Origin of the sequence: Mycolicibacterium wolinskyi str. Jessa 2025 (assembly GCF_049241375.1) — a bacterium.
Taxonomy (GTDB): Bacteria; Actinomycetota; Actinomycetes; order Mycobacteriales; family Mycobacteriaceae; genus Mycobacterium; species Mycobacterium wolinskyi.
Genome location: NZ_CP185960.1, coordinates 7,280,761 through 7,305,215 on the forward strand (window position 1 = coordinate 7,280,761; position 24,455 = coordinate 7,305,215).

Consider the following 24,455-nt stretch of genomic DNA (forward strand, 5'->3'; position numbering starts at 1 on the left):
CTTAGCTCAGGCCGGGGGCCCGGTCGGACCCCAGCGGCTCCCTCACGACTCGTCGGACTCGGCGCCTTCCGCATCCGGGCCCTCCTCGGCGTTGCGCGCGATCGCAATCAGTGTGTCGCCCTCGCCCAGGTTCATCAAGCGGACCCCCTTGGTTTGGCGTCCTGCCTTACGCACCTGACGTGCAGCGGTCCGGATGACACCGCCGCCAGAAGTGATGGCGTACAGCTCGGTGTCATCGTCGACGATCAGCGCTCCGACCAGACTGCCACGTTTGCGGTCGTACTGGATCGTCAGGATGCCCTTGCCGCCGCGGCCCTGCACCGTGTACTCCTCGATCGCGGTGCGCTTGGCGTAGCCACCCGATGTCGCGACCAGCAGGTACGTATCGGGGCGGACAACGTTGAGCGACAGCAGCCGGTCTTCTTCGTTGAACCGCATGCCCTGCACGCCGGACGTGGCACGGCCCATCGGGCGCAGCGCCTCGTCGGTCGCGGAGAATCGGATCGACTGGCCCTTGGCCGACACCAGCAGCAGGTCGTCCTCGGCCGAGCACAGCACCGCACCGACCAGTTCGTCGCCATCCCGCAGATTCACCGCGACGATGCCGCCCGAGCGGTTGGAGTCGAAGTCGACGAGCTTGGACTTCTTCACCAGGCCGTTGCGGGTCGCGAGCACCAGATAGGGCGCGTCCTCGTACGACTTGAGCTGGATGACCTGCGCGATGCGCTCCTCCGGCTGGAAGGCCAGGAGGTTGGCGACGTGCTGCCCGCGCGCCGTACGGGATGCCTCCGGCAGGTCATAGGCCTTCGCCCGGTAGACGCGGCCCTGCGTGGTGAAGAACAGGATCCAGTCGTGGGTCGAGCAGACGAAGAAGTGGTTGACGATGTCGTCGGCCTTGAGCCCGGCACCCTGCACGCCCTTACCGCCGCGTTTCTGGCTGCGGTACAGATCGGTCTTGGTGCGTTTGGCGTAGCCGGTCTCGGTGATCGTGACGACGACGTCCTCACGTGCGATGAGATCCTCGTCGGACACCTCGCCGTCGGCGGGCACGATCCGGGTGCGACGGTCGTCGCCGTGCTTCTCGACGATCTCGGCGAGCTCGTCGCGCACGATGGCCCGCTGCCGTTCCGGCTTGGCCAGGATGTCCTCGAGGTCGGCGATCTCGGCCTCGATCTTGGCCAGATCGTCGACGATCTTCTGCCGCTCGAGCGCTGCCAGCCGGCGCAGCTGCATGTCGAGGATGGCCTGCGCCTGGATGTCGTCGATGTCGAGCAACTCGATCAGGCCGGCCCGGGCGATGTCGACGGTCTGCGACGCCCGGATCAACGCGATCACCTCGTCGAGGGCGTCGAGCGCCTTGACCAGACCACGCAGGATGTGGGCCCGCTCATTGGCCTTGCGCAACCGGTACCGGGTGCGCCGCACGATGACATCGAGTTGATGGTCGACATACAGCCGGATCAACTGGTCGAGACGCAGCGTGCGCGGCACCCCGTCGACGATCGACAGCATGTTCGCGCCGAAGCTGGTCTGCAGCTGGGTGTGCTTGTAGAGGTTGTTCAGCACCACCTTCGCGACGGCATCTCGCTTGAGCTCCACCACGATTCGGATGCCGACGCGGTCACTGCCCTGATCCTCGATGTTCGAGATGCCGGCCAGCTTGCCGTCGCGGACCTGCTCGGCGATCGAGGTGATGAAGTTGTCGTGGTTGACCTGATAGGGCAACTCGGTGATCACGATCGAGGTGCGCCCGCGGGAGTCCTCCTCGATCTCGACGACACCGCGCATCTTGATCGACCCGCGGCCCGTCTTGTACGTGTCCTCGATGCCCTGCGAGCCGACAATCAAACCGGCAGTGGGGAAGTCGGGCCCCTTGACCCGCTCGGTGACCGCCGCGAGCGTCGCTTCTTCGTCAGCCTCGTAGTTCTCCAGGCACCAGTACACCGCCTCGGCCAGCTCGCGCAGGTTGTGCGGCGGGATGTTGGTGGCCATGCCGACGGCGATACCGCCCGAACCGTTGGCGAGCAGGTTCGGGAACCGGCTCGGCAGAACCGTGGGCTCCTGTACCCGGCCGTCGTAGTTCGGGATGAAATCGACTGTCTCCTCGTCGATTTCACGCAACATCTCCATCGCCAACGGAGTGAGGCGCGCTTCCGTGTTGTGGCTGACGAACCCGTTGGTGATGAACGCGTGGTCGTCCGTGTCAACCCGCAGGCTGTACACGGGCTGCACGCCGGCATCCGTCACCGACGCGACCCGCGCGTAGTAGAACCGGCCGTCCGTCAGGTCGGTCGCGATTGCCCGCACATCGGCATCGGCGATACGGCTGAGAATTTCATCGCCGGCGCGGCGCCAACGGTCGAGTCGATCGACGTTGTGCTTGCGCAGCCACTCCTTGTCGGCCCAGCGGCCGCCACCATGCGCGCGGATGAACCGGCCGAGGCCAGGAACATGATCACCGTCGAGCCCCGCCGCCTTCTCCGGAAGAGCCGCGACGATCGCATCGAGCTTGTCGCGCTTGGCCCCCCCGAATCCAACCTGTGAGACGAAGAGCTCGGCCTGGGCACGGTTGGTGATGACCACCTTGTGTTCGCCGGTCGCATGACGGTACCGGCGCGAAATCACGCCGAACTCCAGCAGCATCTGCTGCACATCCTTGGCGAGCTGGTCGCTGCGCGTCGAGTACGACACCTGAATCGTGTTGCGCGGCAAAGCCGAGCAAGATCCATCGCCCTCGAACAGGGCTTGCAGGAAGACCCGCTTCACGGCGGCAGGCGCGTTCCACAGCCATTCCGGTACGGCCTTGACTGCCGAACGCTGCCCGATCATGTCGCCGAGCCGAGACTTGCGCAAAGCACTGAGATTCTGAATGTCGAGCTCGTGCAGCTCGGAACCCGATGCGATCACCCGCGATGACGTATACCTCGGCCCGCCGACAACCGCGTCGTAGGCGGCCACGACCATCGTGAAGAAATCGCGGTCCAGATTGTTGAATCCAGCCCGGTTCTCAGATACAAAGCCTTCACTGATGAAGGCGCCCACCAGCAACGCCTCGAGCGCGTCGTGCCAATCGGCGGGCCCGAACTCGACGGGTGGTGTCCGCTGGATCACCACACGGTCATCCGGCCGGATCTCTTCAATCAGCTTCCACAGCAGCGTGGGGACACCGGCGACATCGACCAGGCACAACAGCGGATGGTTCGCCGTTCCCGTGACCTCGAAGCCTTCATCGGTGCGCACCGTATACGTCTGATGATCGCCGGAGTGGAAAAGGCGATCTGCCAAGACCGGATTGCCGTGGCGGTCCTGCACTTTGAGATCCACGACGTTGTCGGTACTCGGCCGGGCCGAGGGCACGATGTCCCCGATTCGCACCGACTGCCCCAACGGCAGCCGCACCAACGCATCGCCGGTCACGCAGTACCGCATGGCGGCTGGCGGATCGTTACCCGGCGAGCCGAAGTTGCCCTGGCCGTCGACAAGTGGATAGCGCAGTGACCACGGCTGGGCCATGCGGACCAGAGTGTCGTAGATCGAGGCGTCACCGTGCGGGTGGTAGTTACCCATCGTCTCGGCGACGGACCGTGCCGACTTGGCGTGGCTGCGGTCCGGGCGGAACCCGGAGTCGTACATCGCGTAGAGCACCCGGCGGTGCACCGGCTTCAGACCGTCGCGCACCTCGGGCAGCGCGCGGCCGACGATCACGCTCATGGCGTAGTCGATGTAGCTGCGCTGCATCTCCTGCTGGATGTCGACCGGTTCGACGCGGTCCGCGGAGTCTCCTCCCGGTGGGAGGGTGGTGTCTGTCATCTAGTCCTCGCTCGTCAGCCGCGGCCCCGTGTGAGGCCGCATGCAGGCGCACCGCACCCCGGTACGCGGGGGCGGCAACCTCACCAGTTTAGTGGTTCGCGCTGTGGCCACCGGCGGTTGCCGGGTTCCGACACGCCTGAGACAGGCGCGCGAGCGACTTCGTCACGTGACGTTGTTCGACCAGCCGGGGTAATTCGGCGCGGTCGGGACATCCTCGGTCACATAAGGTCGGCTGCCCGGCATCAGCGCAGGCCAGGCCTCGGGTTCCACACCGGGCGTGGGCCGGCCCGCGCATGGGTTCGGGGTGTCCGCCGGCTGCCTCGCCCATTTGACGGTGCGCCACGATCCGAACATCGCGGCCTGTGGATAGGTGTCTCGACCTCGCTGGCCTGCCGGTGGGGAGGCTTCGCCCGCTTTCTCTACCGTCAATTCCCAGTAATGGCTACCCATGCGGTTGAACGTGAACCGGCCGTCGGCATCTTCGACGCCCAGTTGCCGTTCGTAGATGCACAGCCCAGCGTTAAGCCGGTCGTCATGGTCGGCGACCCCGATCACTTCGAAGCGATTGACACCGTGCAAGGCATCGTCGGGTCCGAGGGCGAAGAAGCTCTCGGCATAGTCCTTGGCGGGCCCGGTCAGCGTCTCCCAGAATCCCGGGTAGGCGGCGTCGCGGTTACTGTTCGCCGCCGCGAGCCGCAACGACTCGACGCTGGCCCGCAGATACGTGCCTTCGGCGGACAGCAGATCCAACCCGGCCGGATCGCTCCACACGATCGTGAAATGCGACAGTGCCCGCGGATCGACCGGCGCAGGCGAGGGAGCGGACGGTTGTGGGGTCGCACAGCCGCCAACCAGCAGAGCCGCGGCGATAACCCGCAGGCGCATCAATTCCCTGATGGTGTCTGGATCTGGCCGGCCCGTGCACCGCGGTCGTACTCGTTCTCCCACTCGGTGATGTCGATGCCGTAGTGGTCGCGCAGCCGCTCCTTGACTGCCTGCTGATCGTCGAGCCCGTTGACCACGAGGCGCACCTCACCGTTGGCGTCTGTTTCACGCAGATCCGCGAACGCGGGATCGTCGATAACCGACGGGTCCTCCGTCTGCAGCCCGTTGAGCATGTTCTGCACGGTGACGTCGGAATCGACCTGACCCGTCGCGACGTCGTTGGGCCTGCCGTTGTTCGGATCCATCGCGGCCTGCTGATCGACGATGCCCATCAGCTCGAGCTTGGCGTGTGGGGCGATGATGTCGACAGCCCACTTGCCTGCCTTGAGCCCTGCAGCGTCGAACGCGGTGGTCGCCACCGACTTCGCGGTGTCGAAATTCGCGGAGTTCAGGGCGTACTCGTACTGCGCGTTGTAAATGTCGTTGCGGTCCATCGACGCCTTCGCGTCGGCGGTGCCGTCGACGAGCGCGCTGTGCATCTGCCCCGCGATCTGGGCGTAGGTGCTCGCGGCCTCACCGCTGCCGTACTCGGCCGCCAACGCGTTCTCCTGCGCGTAGGTGTGCGTCGCGGCCTTGGCCCCCGCCTCGGGATCGCTGGCGAGTACGGCGTACATGTCGGCGAGTTGACTCTTCTCATCGAAGTTGTCGACCCCGGGGATGGTCTCGGCGCCCGCGAAGGTGCTGTAGTACGGCGCGAGGTCGTCGGCGAGGCTTCGCATGAGTTCCGGGTTCAGCTGGCCGGCCGAGATCTTGTCCTCATAGCCGGGGACCCGTAGCAGGTCCGCCTTGTGCTCGGACATGTAGTCCGCCGTCGCCTCGGCGATATCGCCGTGCAGTTCGGCGTTTTTCGCGTCGACCGGATCTCCCGGCGTCGTCACCGCGTCACCGGCGGACGTGTCGAACAGCGCCGACACGGTCTTGCCGTCGTCCTGCCACTCGTGCTGGAAGATGTTGCCGATCAACTTCTCACCGGTGTCGGGGTTGGTGACCGCCGCGGCGACGGCGAACTCGTCGTCGGCCACCGCGCCGAACATCGGCTCGGTGATCTGGACTTCCTTCGGATCGGCACCGCGGTCGTCGATCGAGAACATCATCTGGTCGCCGCCCGTTTCGGCGCGCACCTGTGCGTCGAGGTACTTGCCCGCGACGTCGAGCACTTTGTGGTCGAGGTCGGATCCGGCCCGCATGTTCGAGTCGCTCATCCCGGCGATCCGCGCGATCGCCTGGTTGGTGCCGACGCCATTGACATTGATGGTGTCGTACACGACCGGGAATCCCGTGCTGGCGCCCGCGGTGAACGTACCGTTCTCCACGAGGTCACTGCGCGTGAGGGAATCCCGCATCTTCTGCGGCAGCAGGTTGAAACCGCCGTTGGTCGGGACGTCGTAGTTGCCCTCGACGGTCGCGGTGACGCGGCCGTTGGACGCGATCTGGAACATGTTGGCCAGGCCGGTACGGGCTTCCGGCGGAAGACCCTTGAGCATCTCTTCGATCTCTTCGGGCGTTTTCCCGTCGAGCGAGCGCATCATCGCGTTGATGTATTCCATCTGCGATGCCGAGATCTCGACCGGCTGGCCGGACTGGAGCGCGGCGAGCTGGTCCGGCGTCAGCGATCCGGCCTCGATCAAACGCTGCAACACATCCGGCGGGATGTTCCCGTCGAATATCGCGCTGCCGTCGGAGGTTCCCTGCTGACCGCTCAGCGATGCGGGATCGGTGAACTTGGCGATCAGCCCGGAGGCGAGGTTGTTGATCGTGGTCGCGCCGTTGTCGTCGGCGGTGACGAGTGCGTCGACGAGGGTTTTGAGTTCGCCGGCCAGCAGGCGCATCCGGGCGGCCCGCTGTCCGGTGTCCTGGATGCCCGACGGGTCGGTCAGCGACCAGTCGTCGTGCACCAGAAACTGCTCACCCGAGATCGCCGAGACCTTGTTCAGCACGTTGGTCCGCGCGGTGACGATGTTGTCTCGCACCCCACGCGCGGTGTTCGCCGCCGACTGCACCTCGTCGACCAGACCCACCGCGACCTTGCGGTCGGCGTCGGCCCGGGTCTGGGCGGCCTCCGCCGCCTTGCCCTCCCAGTAGCCGCCGTCGGCGGTGTTCTTGACCTTGTTCACATAGGAGTCGAACTTCTGCTCGATCTTCGTACCGAGATCGTCCCAGCCCTTGGCGATGTTGCCGATCACGTTCGGGTCCATGTTCTGAACCTGGGACTTGGTGAAGCCCATCGTCATTCACCCCACGTGCCGGTGGCTTTGTTGAACGTGTTGACGACGTCGAGAAGCTTGCTCTCGTCGCCGTTCTGGAACTTGTCGGCGATGTTGATCATGATGTCGCCGGTCTCGCTGAGCCGCTCCGAACACGTCGGTATCAACGTCGTGTTGAGCACGTTGTACTGGATGTTCTGCATCGCGCCCACGCTCTTGAGCGCTGCCGAATCGGTGCCCATCATCATCGGTCCGAACTTCATGCCGGTGACCTCGACGGCGAGTCCTCTGAGATGTCCACCCACGGTGCGCATTTGATCCAGATCGGCTTTCAACGACACAGCAGTCCCCCTGCAGTTGATTGATCCCGCCGCTGCCGCCGCCCTCGCCGGCAGAACACAGATTCCAACGCTAGTCGCCGAATCTCTTGCGGCGCAATACCCGAAGCACTACTCGACCCGCATCACCGGCCCACCCGCCCGCCGGTCGGTGCGGACAAAGGCGTCTGCGACCGTCGCGGCGAGTTCGATGAACGCGTCCTGCGTCTTGCGATTCATCAAGTTCAGGACCACTTCCGAGCCTTCGGCGAGGTGATCGTCGAACGGGATGAAATGAACAGCACGTGAACGGCTTTGGAAATATCGCATCAGTTCGTCGATATCCATCGACGTGGCCCCCGGACGCGACGAACTCACCACCACGACGGCATTGGCCACGAGATGCCCGTAACCCTGGTGACTCAGCCAGTCGAGCGTGCCCTGCGCACTGGTGGCTCCGTCCATCGCGGGCGAGGTGACCAGGATGATCGCGTTCGCCTCGTCCAGGACGCCCTTCATCGCCGAGTGCATGAGACCGGTTCCGCAGTCGGTGAGGATGATGTTGTAGAACCGCTGCAGCAACGAGATGACCTGGCGGTAGTCCTCTTCCGAGAACGACTCGGACACCGCCGGGTCGCGTTCGGAGGCCATGATCTCGAGGCGGCTCTCACCCTGCGACGTGTAGGCCCGCACATCGGAGTACCGCCTGATCGACGTGTCGGCCAGCAGGTCACGCACGGTGGCCCGGGTCTGGTCGGGGCCGCGTTGAGCCAGCGTGCCGAAATCCGGATTGGCATCCACGGCGATCACCCGGTCACCGCGGATCGACGCCAGCGTGGCCCCCAGCGCGACGGTCGTCGTGGTTTTGCCGACGCCACCTTTCAGCGACAGCACCGCGATCCGGTAGTCGCCGCGCACCTCCTTGTTGACGCGGGCGACAAGTGCCCGCCGGTTGCGGTCGCGCGGGGATTCACCGGGATTGATCAGGCCGGCGGTCAGCAGGTACACGAGCCGTCGCCAGCCGCTGCTGGGCCTGCGCTGCACGGGTGCGATCAGGCGCAGCTGTTGCGGGCCCGCGGCCACGGGCTGTCCGGCCATCGCGCCGGGATGCTGGCCCGTCACGAACGGGGTTTGCAGCGGCGGATGTGGTTGGGGGACATACCGTGTCGAGTACGTCGAGCGTTGGTTGAACACCTCGGCGTCGGCGACGCGCGGGATCTGGCGCGTCGGCTCGTCGAGTTCGGCGGGCCCGTCGCTGCCCGAAGGCGCCGTCATCGGTTCTCCTTGTGCATGTCCATGTGCATTTCGAGCACGTTGCGCAGACCGGCCCGGATGTCGGCCGGTTCGATCCGCCGCAACACGTCCTCGCTGAGTGAATCGAGGTCGACGTCGGGGTCCTCGCTGAGCCGGAAGGCCCGTTCCTCCTCGGCGGATTCCACGACGTTGCGGATGAAGCGACCGTTGCCGGCGATGTCGATGCTCAACCGCCGTTGCCCGGCCTGGTCGAGCGATTCGGTCTCGCACAATTTCCGGCACACCGCGATCAGCTCACGGTAGGCGTCGTCGGTCAGATCGGAATCTCTCGCCCTGGCGATCACCCGGGCGATGTCACCCAACTCGTCGGCACTGTAGGAACTGAACCGGATACGACGCGAGAACCGAGACGACAGACCTTCGTTGGCCGCCAGGAACCGGTCGATCTCCCGGTCGTAGCCCGCGATGATCACCACGAGGCGGTCCCGGTCGTCTTCCATACGGGCCAGCAGCGTGTCGACGGCCTCCCTGCCGAACGCGTCACCGCCGGCCAGACCCGACTGGATGAGGGTGTAGGCCTCGTCGATGAAGAGCACGCCGTCGAGGGCACGGTCGATGAGCTCGGACGTCTTGATCGCGGTGCTGCCCAGATGCTGTCCGACGAAATCGGCACGGGTCGCTTCGACCACCGACGGCGTCTTCAAAAGGCCGAGGCCGCAATAGATTTTGGCGATCACCCGGGCGATGGTGGTCTTGCCGGTCCCGGGTGGGCCGGTGAAAGCGAGATGCAGGCTGCGGGGTACCGAGCTGAGACCCTTGTCTTCGCGGACTTTCGCCAGTTTGGCGGTCGACCGCAGCTTCGCGACCTGCGTCTTGACCTCGGCCAGGCCCACCTGGCGGTCCAATTCCTCTTGCGCTTCCCGCAGGAAGCTGTTGTTCCGGTCGGCCTGCTGCTCGTCGTCTCGCTCGCTGTGTGATCGCGCCGATTTGGGATCCCACTTGTCGGTCCGCGAATCGATCGTCTCTTGATCGGTGATCATCAGCCGGTATTTCGGATCTCGCAGTGCCGCCGCATTCGCCGTGAATGCCGGATCCTCGCTGTAGAGACGCTCGAACACCGCTCGGGCCTCGTCCTCTTTGCCCATCTCCCGCAGCGTCAGGCCGCGGCAGAAGTCGGCAGCCTGGCGGGCCGCCGGGATCGGCCCGGTTCCTGCCTGCTCGAGGCGCCGGATCGCCTCGCCGAACAGACCGAGCTGAGCACACGCGGTGCCCACCATCATGTTCGCGCCCGCGGCGATGAACTCGTCGCGGAACGACGCCGAATTGGCCAGGGTGACAAGGACATCCGGCCAGCGCTGGGTGAGAAAGTGCATCACGCCGCGGATGTAGGCGCAGATCTCGTCCGATGCCGCGTCGCCGCCGGGCATCCGCGCCCGGATCCGGTCGAGCTCGTCGAGGGTGTTCTCGGCTTCGGTGTAGTCCTTGCCGGCGATCATGCCCGCCGCGTACGCCAGCCAGATCTCGGTGAACGAACTGAGGTCGTAGTCGATGTAGAGATTGGTGTGGAACCGTCCGCTGAGCGCGCGGCCCGGCAACCCCAGTCGGCGCTGTTCGCGAAACAACGTGGTGCTGCTCGTGCGGTAGAGGTGGTAGATGATCTCGGGGCTGGACTCGCCTGCGGCGACGCGCCCCAACCACGCATCGCACATATCGGGGTCGTACTCGGTGGCGCGCGCGAACGCCAACTTCGCGTACTCGACATCCCGGTCGGTCTCGACGCCGTTGATCGGGATTCCCAGTGACAGCACTCCCGCGTCGAACACGCGCTGGGCGTCTCTGCTGCGTCCGCTCATTGTGTCCTGCCTGTCGTGTGGTTCAGGCGTCCGGCCCCGCATACGGCCGCCCGCCGTTCGGCCTCAGGAGCGCGAACTTCTCCGCGACGGCCCCGGCCAATTCGACGTATGCCTGGAACGTTGCCGGTTTGAGCAGTTCCAAGTCGACCTCGCCCCCCTCGGCCAGGTGGGAGTCGAATGGAATCAGGTGAACAGATCGGCACCGGGATTCGAAATGCTCGTAAACCTTGTCCATCCGGACCGCAGTTCCGCCCGGCCGCGACGCGCTCAGCACCAGGTGAGCCTCCCGCACCAGATCCGAATACCCGTGCTGGGTAAGCCATTCGAGGGTGGCCGACGCGCTGCGCGCGGCATCCAGTGCAGGCGAGCTGACCAGCACGACGGCATGGGCGAGATCGAGGACGCCGCGCATCGCCGAATGCATGATGCCGGTGCCGCAGTCGGTGAGGATGACGTTGTAGAAGTTCTGCAGGATGTCGATCGTGCGGCGGTAGTCGAGTTCGCCGAACGCCTCCGAGATGGCCGGGTCGATCGGGCTGCCGAGCACCTCGAGCCGGCTCTCCGACATCCGCGTGTAGTAGCGCACGTCGGAGTACCTCGTGATGTTCGGATCCGACAACAGGTCTCGTACCGTAGCGGTCGACGGGTCGTTGATGCGCTGAGCCAACGTGCCGCGGTCGGGGTTCGCATCGACCGCGATGACACGATCAGTGCGGATCGTGGCGAGCGCCGAACCGAGTCCCAGGGTCGTCGTCGTCTTACCGACTCCACCCTTGATCGACAACACCGCGATCCGGAAGTCGCCCCGGATCGGCTGTCTGATGCGGCTGTACAACTCTTCGCGGCGCCGGTCTCGAGGCGAGTCGCCCGGATTCACCCTGCCTGCGGTTGCTCGGTAAAGAGCCCGCCGCCAACCCGATTGCGGGGCGAAGCGGTCACGGTTGGCGATCGCCGCGTCATCCAGCGGCCGCAACGTGTGGTGCGGTGGCGGGTATGCGGGCATGCGCTCGGCCGGGTTCGGCGGTGGCAGCTGTGGAGGCTGCGGCAGCAGTGGCGGCGGTTGTGGTGGCGAGGGGACCGGCGGCGGATTCGGCGACGCGATCACCGCGGGGTCGGTCACGTCGTCCACTGCCTGCGGCGCCTCGACGTCCACCGGCCGATCCGGGCCGAGCAGTCGCAACAACTCCGCGGCGCGCGCTTCCACCGGGTCCTGCGGTGCGACCGGCGCGACCGGATCGGGTTGCGGGACCGGCTGATACGACGTGGCTAACTTCTCGCTGCGGGCTTCGCCGTTGCCGTTGCGATGCCGTCCGGGTGGGTCCTGAGGCTCGTCAGCAAACTGGTTGTCGCTGGCGTAAGGCGCACCGTCGTGTTCTTCCTGTGCAATGTCACGACCCAGCAACGAATGTCGCGGCCCTACCGACGGCTGCTGATAGCCGTGCAACCAGGGCGGTTGAGCAGGCGCCCCACGGTCATTGGCCAACTTCTCCCAATTCCTTTCCACGTCTTACACAGCTCTATCGGCGCGCCCGGTTGGTATCGTACTGAAGATCCGGGGCCGTAGTAACTCGACTTCGCCGCCTCACCCGTCGTTCCAGCAAACTCTCTGTCGAGGAGTTTCGATGGCAGAAGTTCCCACCGCCACGTCACGTAACGGGGGAATCGCCGTTTCGACAACCGAACGCGGGCTGCCCGTCGCCCTGCGGATCGACCCTCGCGAACTGCAGAAATCTCCCGAACTCCTCGCTGCCGAGATCCTCGCACTCTGTCGCCTGTCCGCCGTACGGGCTCAGGTCGCGCGCCGCCGCGAGCTACTGTCACAGAACGTTTCACCAGCGGTGATACGAAACCTGAAGCTGGCCAACGAAGAAGACCTCAGGATGGCCGAGGACCGCGCCGCGGAGGGCGACGACGTGTTGCCGAACAGCTGGATGCGATCCGTATGACCGGTCTCGCCGACGCGGTGGTCGCCCGCATGGCGCGCCAGCGCGACCTGCTCGCGGCCATGCAGGAACAGTGTGCGGCGATCCGGGTGCGCGCGACGAGCCCCGACCGTGCGGTGACCGTCGAGGTCGACGCCACCGGCGCGATGACCGACCTCACCATGGGGGGCGCAGCAACCCGATTGGGCGCGCATGAGCTCGCGAATCTGATTGTGAACATTGCGCAAACAGCCGCCAAAGCCGCGGTAGACCGTCGGGATCGTCTCGTCGAACAGTTCAACTCGCGGTATCAGGAGATCGAGCGCGAACCGCTGCGGCGGTCGGACGACACGATCGGCTGAAGCGCCGCCTTACGTCGGAGAACGCCGACCCTCGATCGGCCGTATGCGAAACTTTGCGAACGTCGCCGCCACGCCCCGTGTGTTTTGTATTGGCACACAACTATTTCGAGTCGGGGGGTCGCCAAAGAGACTGGTACGGGCTAGGCTTCAGCTTTGGGCTTTGGTGTTAGCAGTTGCCACAATCCCCGCAACGTAGCGGGCCTGCGCACACGACAGCACACCCGGGGGTTTTCAGTGAGTTCTGGATTGACGGCTGTGCCCGTCGGCATGGCGGCGTTCGCCACTGCCAACGCGACGGCCGGCGAGGTGATCAGCGCTGCGGGATCGGCAGATTCGGCCGCGATGCTCGCGGCCGCCGCAACCGCCATCGGGCCGATCGGTGCGACCTACCTGGCGGCGTACGGGCGTGCGCAAGCGACCAATCTGGCCGGCACGTTGCTCGTCGGCGGTGTACACGCCGGCATCGGCGGCGTAACCTCCGGCGCCAGCGCGGGCCTGTCATCCGCCGACTCCGGCTTCTCCGCCTAGGCGTTCGCTGTGGCTGCAATACCCCAGCCGACTGCTGCGGTGACGGGCTCGGGCGATGTCACAGCGCAATTCGCCGGCCAGCTCCCTGGGTTCGACGCGAGCGCGGTGATCGCCGCGCAGGAGCACGGCCTCGCCGAGTATCTGAACCTGCCGGTGCAGGAAATCCTGGCGCGGCTCGGGTTTCCGCCGCTGCCCACGGCGCCGCCACCGGGCCCGCTCCCGCCCGAGGGCGGCCCCCCACCGAATGCGCCGGCCAGTCCGATGGATCCGGGACAACTGATCAAACCCGTGACCGATGCGCTCGGCACCCTCGGCGACGGTGTGTTCGAGGGGCTCGATCCGACTCAGATGTTCGACGGCGTCGCACAGGCCTTCGACAGCTCCAACAGCTCCCTGGCATCGGCACTGGGCGATCTGACCGGGAACTGGGAAGGCGCAGGCGGCACTGCCGCGGCCGCCAAGACCGCCACCGCACTCGACAACGGCGCCGCGCTCAAGGCTCAGGCCAACGCACTGCGCAACTCGCTCGCTGCCGCCGCGGCGACGGTCAAACAGGCCGAGGCCAGGCTGATCGAGATCATCGGCGAGTTCATGGCGACCATGGCCGCGATCGGTCCCAACATCATCTTCCCGTGGGGCTGGGCCGCCGCCATCGCCGCGGCCACCGAGGCAGTCACCCGCGCCACCGAGACGATGACCGAACTGCAGGCCGAACTCGCCGCCCAGACCGCGGCGGTCACCGCGGCGGGTGAGCCGGTTCCGGTGACCGAGGCACCGCTGACCACCACCGCCGTGCCGAGTCAGCTCACTTCGGCGACCTCGTCGGCTTCGGGTGGCTCGCAGGGACTTTCCTCGCTCATGAGTGCTGCGACGAAGGCCGCGCAGGCCGGCACGCAGACCGCGACCGATCTGGCCTCGCAGCTCAGCGGCATGGCGTCCCAGGGCACGGCCGGTACGGCCGGTTCCACGGCGGCTGCCGCGGGCACCGCGGCCCGGGCCGGCCATGCGGCGGGCGGCGGCGGAAGCGCGGGCGGCGGTGCCGGTGGTGGTAGCGCAGGCGGATCCGGCGCCAGCACGCTCGCCGCCCGGTCTGCGCCCCCGATGCCACCGGTGAGCGAGGACCTGGGTCGGGCGGTCGCCTCGTCGGCGCGCGCAGGCGCAGCACTCGGCGCTGGTTACGGCGCGCCGATGATGGGCGCACCGATGGCACCGATGGCCCACGGCGGCCGGATGGCCGGCGGGGACCACACCGCCCCGGCCTTCCTGCAGACCACCGACCACGGGGACGAGATCGTCGGTGACCTCGGTACGGCAGCACCGCCGGTGATCGGGGAGGCGTGAACCGATGCGAATCACGACAACAGGGGAGAAGACATGGCCGATTCACAAGGATTGTCGATCCGCACCCGCGAATTGGGTGACGCCGCCACGCGGCTCGATGCCATAGCCGACCGGCTGGAGAGCCTGCTGCGCGCCGAAGAGGCTCAGCTCAACACGGTGCCGGTCGGTCGCGATGAGGTTTCCGTACGGGCGTCGTCCACGCTCAACGAGGTGCACACGTCCTATGCGAAATCGGCCGCACTCGGCGTCACGGAGCTCCGCGAGGTGGCCGCGGCGCTGCGCTCGAGCGCCGGGAATGTCGCTGCCGCCGACGCAGAGTTCACCGTCTGACAGGCCGAAAGGTTCGGATTCACCGTGGGTTACACCGGCGTGGTGTGGGAGTCGCGAAGCACCGAACAACTCGCGCGCGACCTCACCGAGGGCCCCGGACCATCGTCGGTCGGCGATGCCGGCGCGGCCTGGGTCAGGGTCGCCAACGGTTTCAACGCCGCAGCCACCGAGTACACCCAGCTCCTCGACCGGGTCCGCACCTCGTGGGAAAGCCAGCACGCACCGGATGTGTTGGCACGTCTGCAGGAACTGGGCGATTGGCTGCAGGCCAAGGCGCTCAACGCCGCCGCCAACGGCCAGCTCGCCGAACAGGCCGCCGTGGCGGCCACCGTCGCGATCCTGGCCATGCCGAGCGTGTCTGAGGCCGTCGAAGGCGAGGCACAGCGCGACATGATGGCCTCACTTGCCGCTTACAACGGCGCCGTCCTGACCGGATCGTTCGCCGAATTCGACGCTGCGGCAACGGCTGACCAGGCCAACGCCGCCGCGGTCATGCAGCAGTACGAGAACGCGGTCGCGCCCCTGGCAACGGCTTGGGAAGAGCCGCTGCCACCCGAGGTCGCCAAAGGCGATGCCGCGGCTGCCGAGCGGGCCGCGGCCGCAGCGGCCGCCGGTGCTGCGGCCGGCTCCGCGGGAGCAGGCGGCGGGTACGCGCCGCCACCCATGCCGTTGGGCCCGCACGCCGGCCGTGGCGTCTCGGGTTCCGAACGGCCGAGCAACAGCGGCCGGGTCTCGGCGGTATCACCGGCGGCCGCGTCGACCATGGCCGGTGCGCCCTACGCACCGATGGCCGGGCTCGCGCGCGGTCAGGACGGTGGACGTGACCACGAATCGATGTACCCGCCAGAGGTTCTGGAGGGCGGCGGCGAAGCGGCCGCCGGTCTTGCCGCGAACAGTTCCACCTGGCTGCCTGCGACCGGTATCAACGACACACCCATCCTGGTCGACAGCGTCAGCTGGGGTCCCGACACCGCGGCATTCGACGGGCTTGCCGACCCGGGAACCGCACCCGACGAGTTCGCCGACGATTCGCGCACCCTCGAACAGGTCTCGGACAGCTGGGTTTCGCCTGCCGTCATCGGTGCAAGCTCGGAGGAGCCGTGAGCACGCGGGCCGCATCGGCGTTCGCGCTGACCGACGACGAACTGCAGGTGGTCGGCTCGCGACTCGGTGTCACCGAGTTCCCGACTGTGCTCGCTATACGGCCCAGGCACGGCACGGTCGAGGCGTTGGCGAGGGCCACTGATCTGGCCACCGGGCAGTTGGCCGCACGGGGTCTGATCGGCTCCGACGGGGTCGACACCGAACTCGCCGAAATGGTGACGGCGCTGCGACGCCCGGCTCGGGAGATCGCCATTCGTCTGGTCACACCCGATGGGTTGGCCCGGATCTCGCTCGTACAAACGGGATTCATGTGTGTGGCAGCCCGCCGGATCGGAAATGGCCTGCAGCTCAGAGCGATCGATTCCCATACCGGTATTGCCGGTGCGGTGATCGCCGAGCTGCCCGCGAGCCAGCCCGCCGCGGTCGAGCCCTTCAGCGCACCGGCCACCGACCTGGCCGAGTGCCTCAGCGGCGGACACAGCGTCACGTTCTTCACCGATCGATTACGGGCCCTCGGTGCCGGGCACCAGGTGGCGTCGGCCCTCGGGTCCGCGTTCGCGGCCCGCATCGCGTTCGCCGAGATCGTGTGTCACGTCCTCGATACCGCGGCCGATCGTGTGGTCCGCGTGCCTGGTGCGGTCGCAGTCTTCTACACAAAGCGCGGCAGGTTGGTGTCGGCTCCCAGCGTGTCGCCGTCCGGTCAGCTGTGGACGACCATCAAACCCGGCTCGGACCACCGTGTGATGCAGGCGATTTCACAACTCGCCGAACTCACTCCGAGCGGGTGGGAAGGGGACGCCCGGTAGTCGCCAATAGCAGACGAAGACCTGACAGCGCCTAGGTAGATCGAAACAACCACCAGATAGGAAACGCACCGATGGTAGTAGCACTCACACCGCAGGAAGCCGCGGCCAAGATCACCCAGATCGACGAGGCCATGGGCCGGGCCCGCAGCCTGGTCGCCAAGATGCAGGGCGAGACCGAGACCATGGTCAGCGGTCCGTGGAACGGTGTCGCGGCAGGCAAGTTCAACGAGTTGAAGACCGGTCAGCACGATGAGTACAACCTGCTCATCCAGACGCTGACCAACGTTGCCGAGAAGGGCAAGAAGCACATTCAGAGCATCGCCACGGCGGACCAGGCCTAGAGCGGGAAGAGAAGGAGACGAACATGTCGTTCGACGGCAGCACGATCAAGTACGACTTCGCGCAGAACCACGGATTCTTGGATGCGCTCGACTCCGGACTCGGGGACGCGCGCGCTCTGCAGGATGAGGTGAACAATGTGTTCAACGTGCTCTACAGCGTCTACGAGGGCGAGGGCGCCCAGGCGCTGCAGCTCACGCACAAGCAGCTCGCCGGCTTGATGGAGCAGGCGGTGCAGGACATGGTCGTCGGCAACACCCGGGGCCGTGATCAGCAGGACCTGATGGCCGCGCTGGACCGCGCCAACGCCGCCGACTTGGTGTGACGCGCAAGCGGGGCGCCCGGTCTATCTGGGTGCCCCGCTTCGCTTTTCGTTGATTCTCAGAGATTTTCCGACTGTTCGGCGTTGCGGCGACGGTATGCCACGCTCAGCGCCCACGCGAACACCATCGCGGCCACGCAGCCACCTGCCGCGACGAACGCGATGTTTCTGGCCCGGTTCGCATCGGGCCCCGGCGCGGGCGGGCCGGCGATCGGAGTACCGCGAGCATCGTCGACGTCCTGAGTGACGAGGTCCGCGGTGAGAGCCGCGACCGGATCGACGACGCCGTATCCGCTGGCGATGTTGGGACCGGCACCCGGCGTTCGGGCGGTGCGCTCGATACGCTCCATCACTTGTGCCGCAGACAATTCCGGGAACCGCGCCCGTACGAGCGCAGCCACCCCGGCCACGTATGGTGCGGCGTAGCTGGTGCCGTTGATCGGTGCCAGACCGTTCTGCCCCGGTATCCCGTTGATCAGCCCGGGACCGTTGGGGTCGAGTGAAACCACCTGTTCACCCGGAGCCGCGACGTCGACCCAGGGGCCGTTGAGGCTGAAATCGGAGGGCTCGCCGTACGGAGACAGCGAACCGACCGTCAGGACATAGTCGTCGAACCAGGCCGGGCTGGCCACGGTCCGCACGTCCGGCCAGGCGGTGTCGACGGGCAGGTTCGGGTCGGCCATCGTGTTCTGCGCGCCGCACGGTCCCTGTTTGTCGACATTGCCTGCTGCCGCGACCACCACGACGTTGCGGTCGAACGCGTACCGGACCGCCCGGCCCAAGTCCGCATCGTCGATCCCGATACCCGATGGGGCACAAGCCAACACCGACAGGTTGATGACGGTGGCACCCAGGTCGACGGCCCTCGTGACGGCCAGCGCCAAGGTGTGGGTGTTCCCGTAACCCGCGGCGCCGGTACCGGGGGACACTGAATTCGGGTCGTATGACTGGCGGCCGCCCTTGACGGCGAAGGACAGGCTGTTCTGCCGGATCGCCAGGATCGCGGCGTCCGGCGCCACCCCGGCGAACGCGTCGTCTGCGCTCGGCGCGGCCGCGATGATGCCTGCCACGAGCGTGCCGTGGGCATCGCAATCGGACAACCCGTCGGTGCCGGACACGTAGTCACCACCGGGTTGCAGCGCGGGCAGACGCGGGTGCGGGTTGACCCCGGTGTCGATCACCGCGACCTTCTGCCCGGCCCCGCGCGAGTACGCCCACGCGTCGCGGTAGTGCAGCATGGCCTGCGCGATGGGGGCCAGCCGGTAATCGGTTTGCGGTCGGCTGCCCGCGACCGCGCACACGGTCTTCTGTTCGGTCGGATCGGGCGGGGCCACCGGGCCCGCGGGGGCGGGCCCGGGCGGTACAACGGGCGGTTCCACCGCGAATGCGGTTCCCGCTCCTGCGGTTCCGGCGACGATCAGTAGGACCATCGCGATGGCCGGCACGCGGTCGAGCCGCCTCCACACGGTCACAGCCCGCCGGCGCGCAACTGCGCGTACAGGCCGAGCACCGCCAGCGCCACGGGAATGAGTGCGGCGACCGCGAGGTAATTCAGGTAATCCAGTGTTCGCTCGCGGCGGCGCGACCGGGCCGGCCCCGCGAATACCGCGGTCGCGGCGCCTCCCGCCACGATCAGCCCGAGCCCGGCCAAGCCGGTCGCGGCGAATTCCGGTGGGCCTGCCGTGGCCGCCACGCACGTGATGATGATCGCCACGGCCGCCGTGAGCAACACGCCGGACTGCTCGGCGGCACTGCGACACAACCGCACTCGCAGACCGAAGACCACCGCGCACAGTGCCCCGAAGGCAAGGTCGGGCCACCGGGGCTGCCCCCATGGCGTCAGCAGCAGCGCCATACCGGACACCAGGGCCGCCCCGCAGCCGACGTACAACGCCGCGCGTACGCTCACCGCGGCGCGACCGCGTTCCCTGATCTCGTCGGCGGTCGGCACCGTCTCCACGAGTTGTCGCCTATCCGGCAGCGAGCGGTCCGCGACGGTTCCGAACGGATCGTCGAGCGCATCGACCGGCGCCGCGGTGGAACCGGTTCGGAGGTCGAATCGGTCCCATCCGGCGGTCACCCGGGGAACCGCCCAGCACAGCAGTAGCGTCACCAGACACACCGCCACTCCCAACCGGTCATCGGTGACGCCGAACCCGGTCCGGACCGCGACCACCACGCCCATGACCGCCGCATACAGGGCTCCGGCGAGATAGCCACCGCCGCCGGCGCCGATCAGCCGGTACGCCCCGTAACTGAGCACGATCACCGCACCGCATGTGGCGACCACACCCCAACCGGGCAGCCCGGCGAAGATCGCCAACGATGCGGCGCCGGCGAGAAGTATTGCCGCCCAACCCAGTACGGCTGCGACCCGCCCGTAGGAATACATCCGCTGTGCCACGGTGGCCGCCGCGACGAGCGCCAACGAGCCGGCGAGGTCGAGGCCGACGATCACCGGCCGCGCCGGATCGAAACGCATGTCCAACGACATCCAACCGAGGATGCCCACACACGCGTACAGCGCCACGATCGCCATCACCGCCGCAGACGTCGGCCCCCACGACGCATACGAGGCGCGATTGAGCTGGGCCGCGGCGTCGACCACATCGTCGTAACGGATGGGCGGCAACAGCGTCGGCTCGGCACACAAGGTCAGCACATCGCCGTGCCGCACGCCCGCTTCCCGCAAGGTGCGATCGGCGGGCAGCTCCTGAGAACCTCGGGTCAACGTGTTACGCGACGTCCGTTCGTCATCGATCGACGCCGGCTCCTCGCCGGTGCGTTCATGATCGGCGATCAGCCGCACGAGGTAGGGCAGGATGTCGGCGACGCGAGCGTTGGCGGGCAGCGTGATGTCGACCTGGGTTCGTCCACTGCTCACCGAAACCCGCAAGTGCTCCGGTATGGGCGACACGGTGCGGATCGGGGTCAGTTCGTCCACTCCGGTCGGCATCCGGTAGCGGGGCGCGGTCAGGCTCATGCGTCCGGCATCCGTGACAACTGCACGACGCCGCTCGGCATCGTCCGCGACACCAGATAGCCTCTGCCGGGCGGCATTGCGGTGGCTTTCACACCGCCGAAGAGATTGCCCTCCTCGCGCGATCCGCTCATGATGAGCGCGTTGCACGACAGGTCCTTGAGCCTGCCGATGAACGGGTCGAAGATCGCGCGCCCCGCCCCGCCGCTGCGCCGCGTGACGATCACGCGAAGGCCGATGTCGCGGGCCTGCGCCAGATACTCCGCGATGGGTGCCAGCGGATGGTTCATGGTGCTGACCGCCACCAGGTCGTAATCGTCGATCAACACGTACAAGTCGGGTCCCGACCACCACGACCGGTCGCGCAGTTGCTGCTGTGTCACGTCGGTCGGCGGCAGCCGGTCCTGCAGCGTCGCGGCCAGGCTCATCATCAGTTCGCCGCAGGACTGCGCGGCCGTGGCATAGCCGCCGAGATGGTCCGACTCGACCGCACCGAGCAACGACCGGCGGTAGTCGACCAGAAACAGCTTCGCCTGTTCCGGAGTGCTGTTCTCCAGAACTCCCTGGGCGATGTTCCGCAGGAAATTGGTCTTGCCCGATTCCACGTCGGCCAGCGTGACGAAGTGCGGTTGCGCATCGAAATCGACGACGACCGGTGCCAATTCGGCTTCGTCGATTCCGATTGCGACGCGACCGTGCCCGAGCAGACCGCGCTCGGCAGCCAAGGCGACGACGCGGTCGCGCTCGAGATTGTGCGGAAGCATCCGCACCGGCGGGGCCTGCCGGGTGCCGTAGTGCGCGGCGACCGCGTCGGACGAGCGGGCCACGCCTTCCGGTAGGTCCTCGACAGTCGAGCTGGAATCGAGACGAGGCAGGCCGATCAGCAGATGCAGCTTGTCGCGCGACACCCCGCGCCCCGGAACGCCGATCGGCACCACTTCGGCGACCTTGCGGCCCATCTCGCTGTCGACCGGGTCGCCGAGGCGCAGTTCGATCCGGGTGCCGAGCATGTCCTTGACCGCGGGCCGGATCTCCATCCAGCGTGTGGCCGACACGGCGAGGTGGATCCCGTACGACAAACCCTGCACCGCAATGGATTGCAGCGGCCCCTCGAGCGCCTCGAAATCGCTACGGATCGAACTCCACCCATCGACCACGAGCACGACGTCGCCGAACCCGTCAGTTGCCAACGGGTGCTTGGCGGCCTCGGCCGCGGGTAGTTTCGCGAGCTCCGCCTTGCGGCGCCGGAACTCGCGCATCGACTCGATGCCCGCCTCGCGGAACAGCGCTTCGCGTCGGCGCAACAGGCTCGACACCTCGGCCACGGTGCGGCGGATACGGTCGGCATCCATGCGGCCTGCCACCGATCCCACATGCGGCAGGCGGGCCATGCTGGCCAGTGTGCCGCCGCCGAAATCCAGACAGTAGAACTGCAACTGCTCGGGGGTATGGGTGGCGGCGCCCGCCATGATCAACGTTCGCAAGGTGGTCGATTTCCCCGACTGGGGGCCACCAATGACCGCGAAATTGCCTTCGGCACCGGACAAGTCGACGGTCAGCACGTCTCGGCGCTGATCGTAGGGGCGGTCCACGATTCCCAGCGGCATCGACAGTTGCCCGTTGACGTTGACGAGATCACTCCACACCGCGCTCGGCAACAGGTCGTTGACCGCGGGGCTGTCATCGAGCGGTGGCAGCCACACCTCGTGCGCAGGCCGGCCGTGCCCGGCCAACCGGCTCACCACCACGTCGAGCACGGTCGCCTTGATCGGCGTCTGGGCGGTGCTCCCGGTGTCGGGCTCGGGCACCGGTTCGTACACCGGCGGTTCGGCTTCCTTGGGCACCGGCACAGCCGTGAAGAGCTTGGGCCGCAACGCCGCACCCGGCCCGCCGCGGGCACGCCGGGTGACCGTGCGCGGTTTCACATATTCACCCGACACGTAGCAGGTGTTGAACCGCTTGGGTTCGTCGGCGTCGCATTTGAGGTAGGCCGATCCGGGCACATTCGGCAGATGGTAGGCATCCGGCACCCCGAGCACGCTGCGGGATTCGCCTGCCGAGAACGTCTTCAACCCGATCCGGTAGGACAGATGCGAGTCCAGGCCCCGCAGCTTGCCCTCCTCGAGCCGCTGCGACGCCAGCAGCAGGTGAATGTGCAACGACCGGCCCAGGCGGCCGATCATCACGAACAGTTCGGCGAAATCCGGTTTCTGCGAGAGCAGTTCGGAGAACTCGTCGACGACGATGAACAACGCGGGCAACGGGTCCAGGTCGGCGCCGCTCGCGCGGGCTCGCTCGTATTCGCTGACATTGGGGAAATTGCCTGCCGCACGCAGCAACTCCTGCCTGCGGTTGATCTCGCCGGCCAGCGCGTCCTGCATGCGGTCGACCATGGTGAGTTCGTCTTCCAGGTTGGTGATCACCGCGGCTACGTGCGGGGCCGCGTCCAACCCCAGAAAGGTTGCGCCACCCTTGAAGTCGACCAACACCAGGTTCAGCACCTCGGGCGAGTGCGAGGTGATCATGGCCAGCACCAGCGTCCGCAGGAACTCGGATTTACCCGAGCCGGTCGCACCGATACACAGGCCGTGCGGGCCCATGCCGCCTTCCGCCGACTCCTTGATGTCCAGCTCGAGTGGCAGGCCGTTGGGCGTGTAGCCGATCGGGACACGTAGCCGTTCCCGCGGCGAACGCTGCCGCCACACCTGTTCGGGAACGATCTCCGCGGCGTCGTCGACACCCAACAGCGTCATCAGGCCGGGGTCGGTCGCCCGGGTCTCGGTCTCCAAGCTGACGATGTGGGCAGCATTGGCGGGCCGGTACCGCCCGATGCGGCGCGCGGTGGCCTCGGCCTCGGCCAGGCTCAACGCATCCGGGGTGGCGAACCGTTCCACGTCGGCCGCCGTTCGCGCCGCGATCCAGTCCCGTTCCACCACGAGGTGCAGACCGCCCTTGGCCGACACTCGCCCAGCGGTGGCATTGAGATCGAGCAGCGTGGTGTTCTCGATACCGGCCTCGGTCGCCAGGCGCTCGTCGCCGGCGACGTGTCCGTCGTCGAGGATCACCACCAGATGCCGGGTGCCTTGGTTGAGCGGGATCGTGCGGCTGAACCGGCCGCGCTGGCCCAGGTCGATCGCCAGGACGCTCTCGAGATCGCGCAGCGACGAGAAAACGAGCCGCGATGTCCCGAGGCCGTCACTGTCGGTCTGGTGCTGCGCCTGGGGCAACCACTTCACCCACTGCCAGTTCTCACCGTCGGGATTGGCCGTGACGACCGCGACCTCCAAATGCTCCGGCCCGTGAAAAACACACAGCTCCAGCAGCATCGAGCGGACCAGCTGCCGGGTCAGCCCGGGCTCGCCTTCGAAGTCGACAACCGGGAACGCCCGCAACGACACCGCGGTCGGCATGGCATGCGCGACCGAATGCGTCCGCACGAAGCGGCGCAGCGCCACCGTCGACACCGGCTCGAGATCCTCGGCGGGGCCGGTTTCCGGGGCCAGGAGCCGGGTCGCCAGCCGATGCGTCCCGACGCCGACTCGCACGTGGCAGAAGTCTCCGTCGGCGGGCCTGCGTTCCCACATCCGCCGGGTCCCCACGACGTCCGGCAAGGTCCGGGGATCGGGGTGGCTCCACTGCAGTGCGCGGCGTTGCTCGTCGCCCGTCTTCTCCGCGTCGTCGCGCAGGTTCGACAGATACCGGAAGTAGTCTTTGCGTTCCTCGTTGAGTTCGGCGGCGGCCTTGCCGGATCGGGTGCCACCGCCCATGAACATGCCGACCATCGACAGCAGCATCATCATCGGGAACATCATCATCATCGGGTTGGTCGCCATGGCGCGGCCACCGACGGTGAACATCAGTGCGATCATTCCGATCACGGCGATGACCATCACCACCGGGAGCAACCGGATGAACAGGTTGCCCGGGATGACCCGCGGAACCTCGGGCGGAGCCTGCAGATTGACCTCGCCACCGGGCATCCGGGGCACCGCGACTCGCGTCCGTCGCACGAAACCCTGCGTCCCCACCGAACATCCC

At 67.1% G+C, this 24,455-nt stretch carries 17 protein-coding genes and 2 pseudogenes; 9 read left to right on the top strand and 10 right to left on the bottom strand.

The window, feature by feature from the left end:
• Window positions 1-42: 42 nt before the first annotated feature.
• From gyrA to ACOI2T_RS35970, 7 genes and pseudogenes are all read right to left on the bottom strand, one after another.
• A complete protein-coding gene (gene gyrA, locus ACOI2T_RS35940) occupies window positions 43-3,810 on the bottom strand; it encodes an intein-containing DNA gyrase subunit A (protein ID WP_409503010.1) in 3,768 nt (1,255 codons plus the stop codon).
• A gap of 162 nt (window positions 3,811-3,972) precedes the next feature.
• Complete coding sequence (locus ACOI2T_RS35945; RefSeq protein WP_409503011.1) at window positions 3,973-4,695, bottom strand: hypothetical protein; 723 nt, start codon at window positions 4,693-4,695, stop codon at window positions 3,973-3,975.
• The gene (locus tag ACOI2T_RS35950) at window positions 4,695-6,980 is read right to left on the bottom strand and encodes a TPR repeat domain-containing protein (protein ID WP_067849888.1); all 2,286 of its coding nucleotides are present in this window, start codon (window positions 6,978-6,980) and stop codon (window positions 4,695-4,697) included. Before ACOI2T_RS35950 ends, ACOI2T_RS35945 begins: the two co-directional genes overlap by 1 nt.
• Window positions 6,981-6,982: 2 nt before the next feature.
• A complete protein-coding gene (locus tag ACOI2T_RS35955; RefSeq protein WP_067849891.1) occupies window positions 6,983-7,300 on the bottom strand; it encodes a hypothetical protein in 318 nt (105 codons plus the stop codon).
• A gap of 108 nt (window positions 7,301-7,408) precedes the next feature.
• Window positions 7,409-8,560, bottom strand: a pseudogene (locus ACOI2T_RS35960) (MinD/ParA family ATP-binding protein); the annotation flags it as partial.
• Window positions 8,548-10,383, bottom strand: a complete 1,836-nt coding sequence (eccA, locus tag ACOI2T_RS35965; RefSeq protein WP_067849893.1) for a type VII secretion AAA-ATPase EccA — start codon at window positions 10,381-10,383, stop codon at window positions 8,548-8,550. The gene eccA and the pseudogene ACOI2T_RS35960, both read right to left, overlap by 13 nt.
• Before the next feature lie 22 nt (window positions 10,384-10,405).
• Window positions 10,406-11,629: pseudogene (locus ACOI2T_RS35970) on the bottom strand (MinD/ParA family ATP-binding protein); the annotation flags it as partial.
• Between the two features lie 376 nt (window positions 11,630-12,005).
• Here ACOI2T_RS35970 and ACOI2T_RS35975 point away from each other — a divergent pair.
• From ACOI2T_RS35975 to ACOI2T_RS36015, 9 genes are all read left to right on the top strand, one after another.
• Window positions 12,006-12,329, top strand: a complete 324-nt coding sequence (locus ACOI2T_RS35975) for a hypothetical protein (RefSeq protein WP_067849895.1) — start codon at window positions 12,006-12,008, stop codon at window positions 12,327-12,329.
• On the top strand, window positions 12,326-12,667 hold the full coding sequence (locus ACOI2T_RS35980) for a YbaB/EbfC family nucleoid-associated protein (protein ID WP_409503012.1): 342 nt from the start codon (window positions 12,326-12,328) through the stop codon (window positions 12,665-12,667). The genes ACOI2T_RS35975 and ACOI2T_RS35980 overlap by 4 nt, the downstream gene beginning before the upstream one ends.
• A 234-nt stretch (window positions 12,668-12,901) precedes the next feature.
• Complete coding sequence (locus ACOI2T_RS35985; RefSeq protein ID WP_067849903.1) at window positions 12,902-13,195, top strand: hypothetical protein; 294 nt, start codon at window positions 12,902-12,904, stop codon at window positions 13,193-13,195.
• 9 nt (window positions 13,196-13,204) lie between these two features.
• Window positions 13,205-14,536, top strand: a complete 1,332-nt coding sequence (locus ACOI2T_RS35990; protein ID WP_409503013.1) for a hypothetical protein — start codon at window positions 13,205-13,207, stop codon at window positions 14,534-14,536.
• A gap of 33 nt (window positions 14,537-14,569) precedes the next feature.
• Window positions 14,570-14,866, top strand: a complete 297-nt coding sequence (locus ACOI2T_RS35995) for a PE family protein (RefSeq protein WP_067849906.1) — start codon at window positions 14,570-14,572, stop codon at window positions 14,864-14,866.
• Window positions 14,867-14,890: 24 nt separating this feature from the next.
• On the top strand, window positions 14,891-15,970 hold the full coding sequence (locus tag ACOI2T_RS36000; RefSeq protein WP_409503014.1) for a PPE domain-containing protein: 1,080 nt from the start codon (window positions 14,891-14,893) through the stop codon (window positions 15,968-15,970).
• Complete coding sequence (locus tag ACOI2T_RS36005; RefSeq protein WP_409503015.1) at window positions 15,967-16,776, top strand: ESX secretion-associated protein EspG; 810 nt, start codon at window positions 15,967-15,969, stop codon at window positions 16,774-16,776. Before ACOI2T_RS36000 ends, ACOI2T_RS36005 begins: the two co-directional genes overlap by 4 nt.
• 71 nt (window positions 16,777-16,847) lie before the next feature.
• Entirely contained in the window at window positions 16,848-17,117 is a 270-nt protein-coding gene (locus ACOI2T_RS36010; RefSeq protein ID WP_067849912.1) for a WXG100 family type VII secretion target, read from the top strand.
• A 23-nt stretch (window positions 17,118-17,140) separates the two neighbouring features.
• Window positions 17,141-17,440, top strand: a complete 300-nt coding sequence (locus ACOI2T_RS36015) for a hypothetical protein (protein WP_067849915.1) — start codon at window positions 17,141-17,143, stop codon at window positions 17,438-17,440.
• A gap of 56 nt (window positions 17,441-17,496) precedes the next feature.
• On the opposite strand, the gene mycP is transcribed toward ACOI2T_RS36015, so the two are convergent.
• Genes mycP through eccCa form a run of 3 tightly spaced genes read right to left on the bottom strand, consistent with a single transcriptional unit; the run spans window position 17,497 to window position 24,445 of the window.
• Entirely contained in the window at window positions 17,497-18,867 is a 1,371-nt protein-coding gene (gene mycP / locus ACOI2T_RS36020; RefSeq protein ID WP_409503084.1) for a type VII secretion-associated serine protease mycosin, read from the bottom strand.
• A gap of 38 nt (window positions 18,868-18,905) precedes the next feature.
• Complete coding sequence (eccD, locus tag ACOI2T_RS36025; protein WP_409503016.1) at window positions 18,906-20,420, bottom strand: type VII secretion integral membrane protein EccD; 1,515 nt, start codon at window positions 20,418-20,420, stop codon at window positions 18,906-18,908.
• Window positions 20,417-24,445, bottom strand: a complete 4,029-nt coding sequence (gene eccCa, locus ACOI2T_RS36030; RefSeq protein ID WP_409503017.1) for a type VII secretion protein EccCa — start codon at window positions 24,443-24,445, stop codon at window positions 20,417-20,419. The genes eccD and eccCa overlap by 4 nt, the downstream gene beginning before the upstream one ends.
• Window positions 24,446-24,455: the final 10 nt, after the last annotated feature.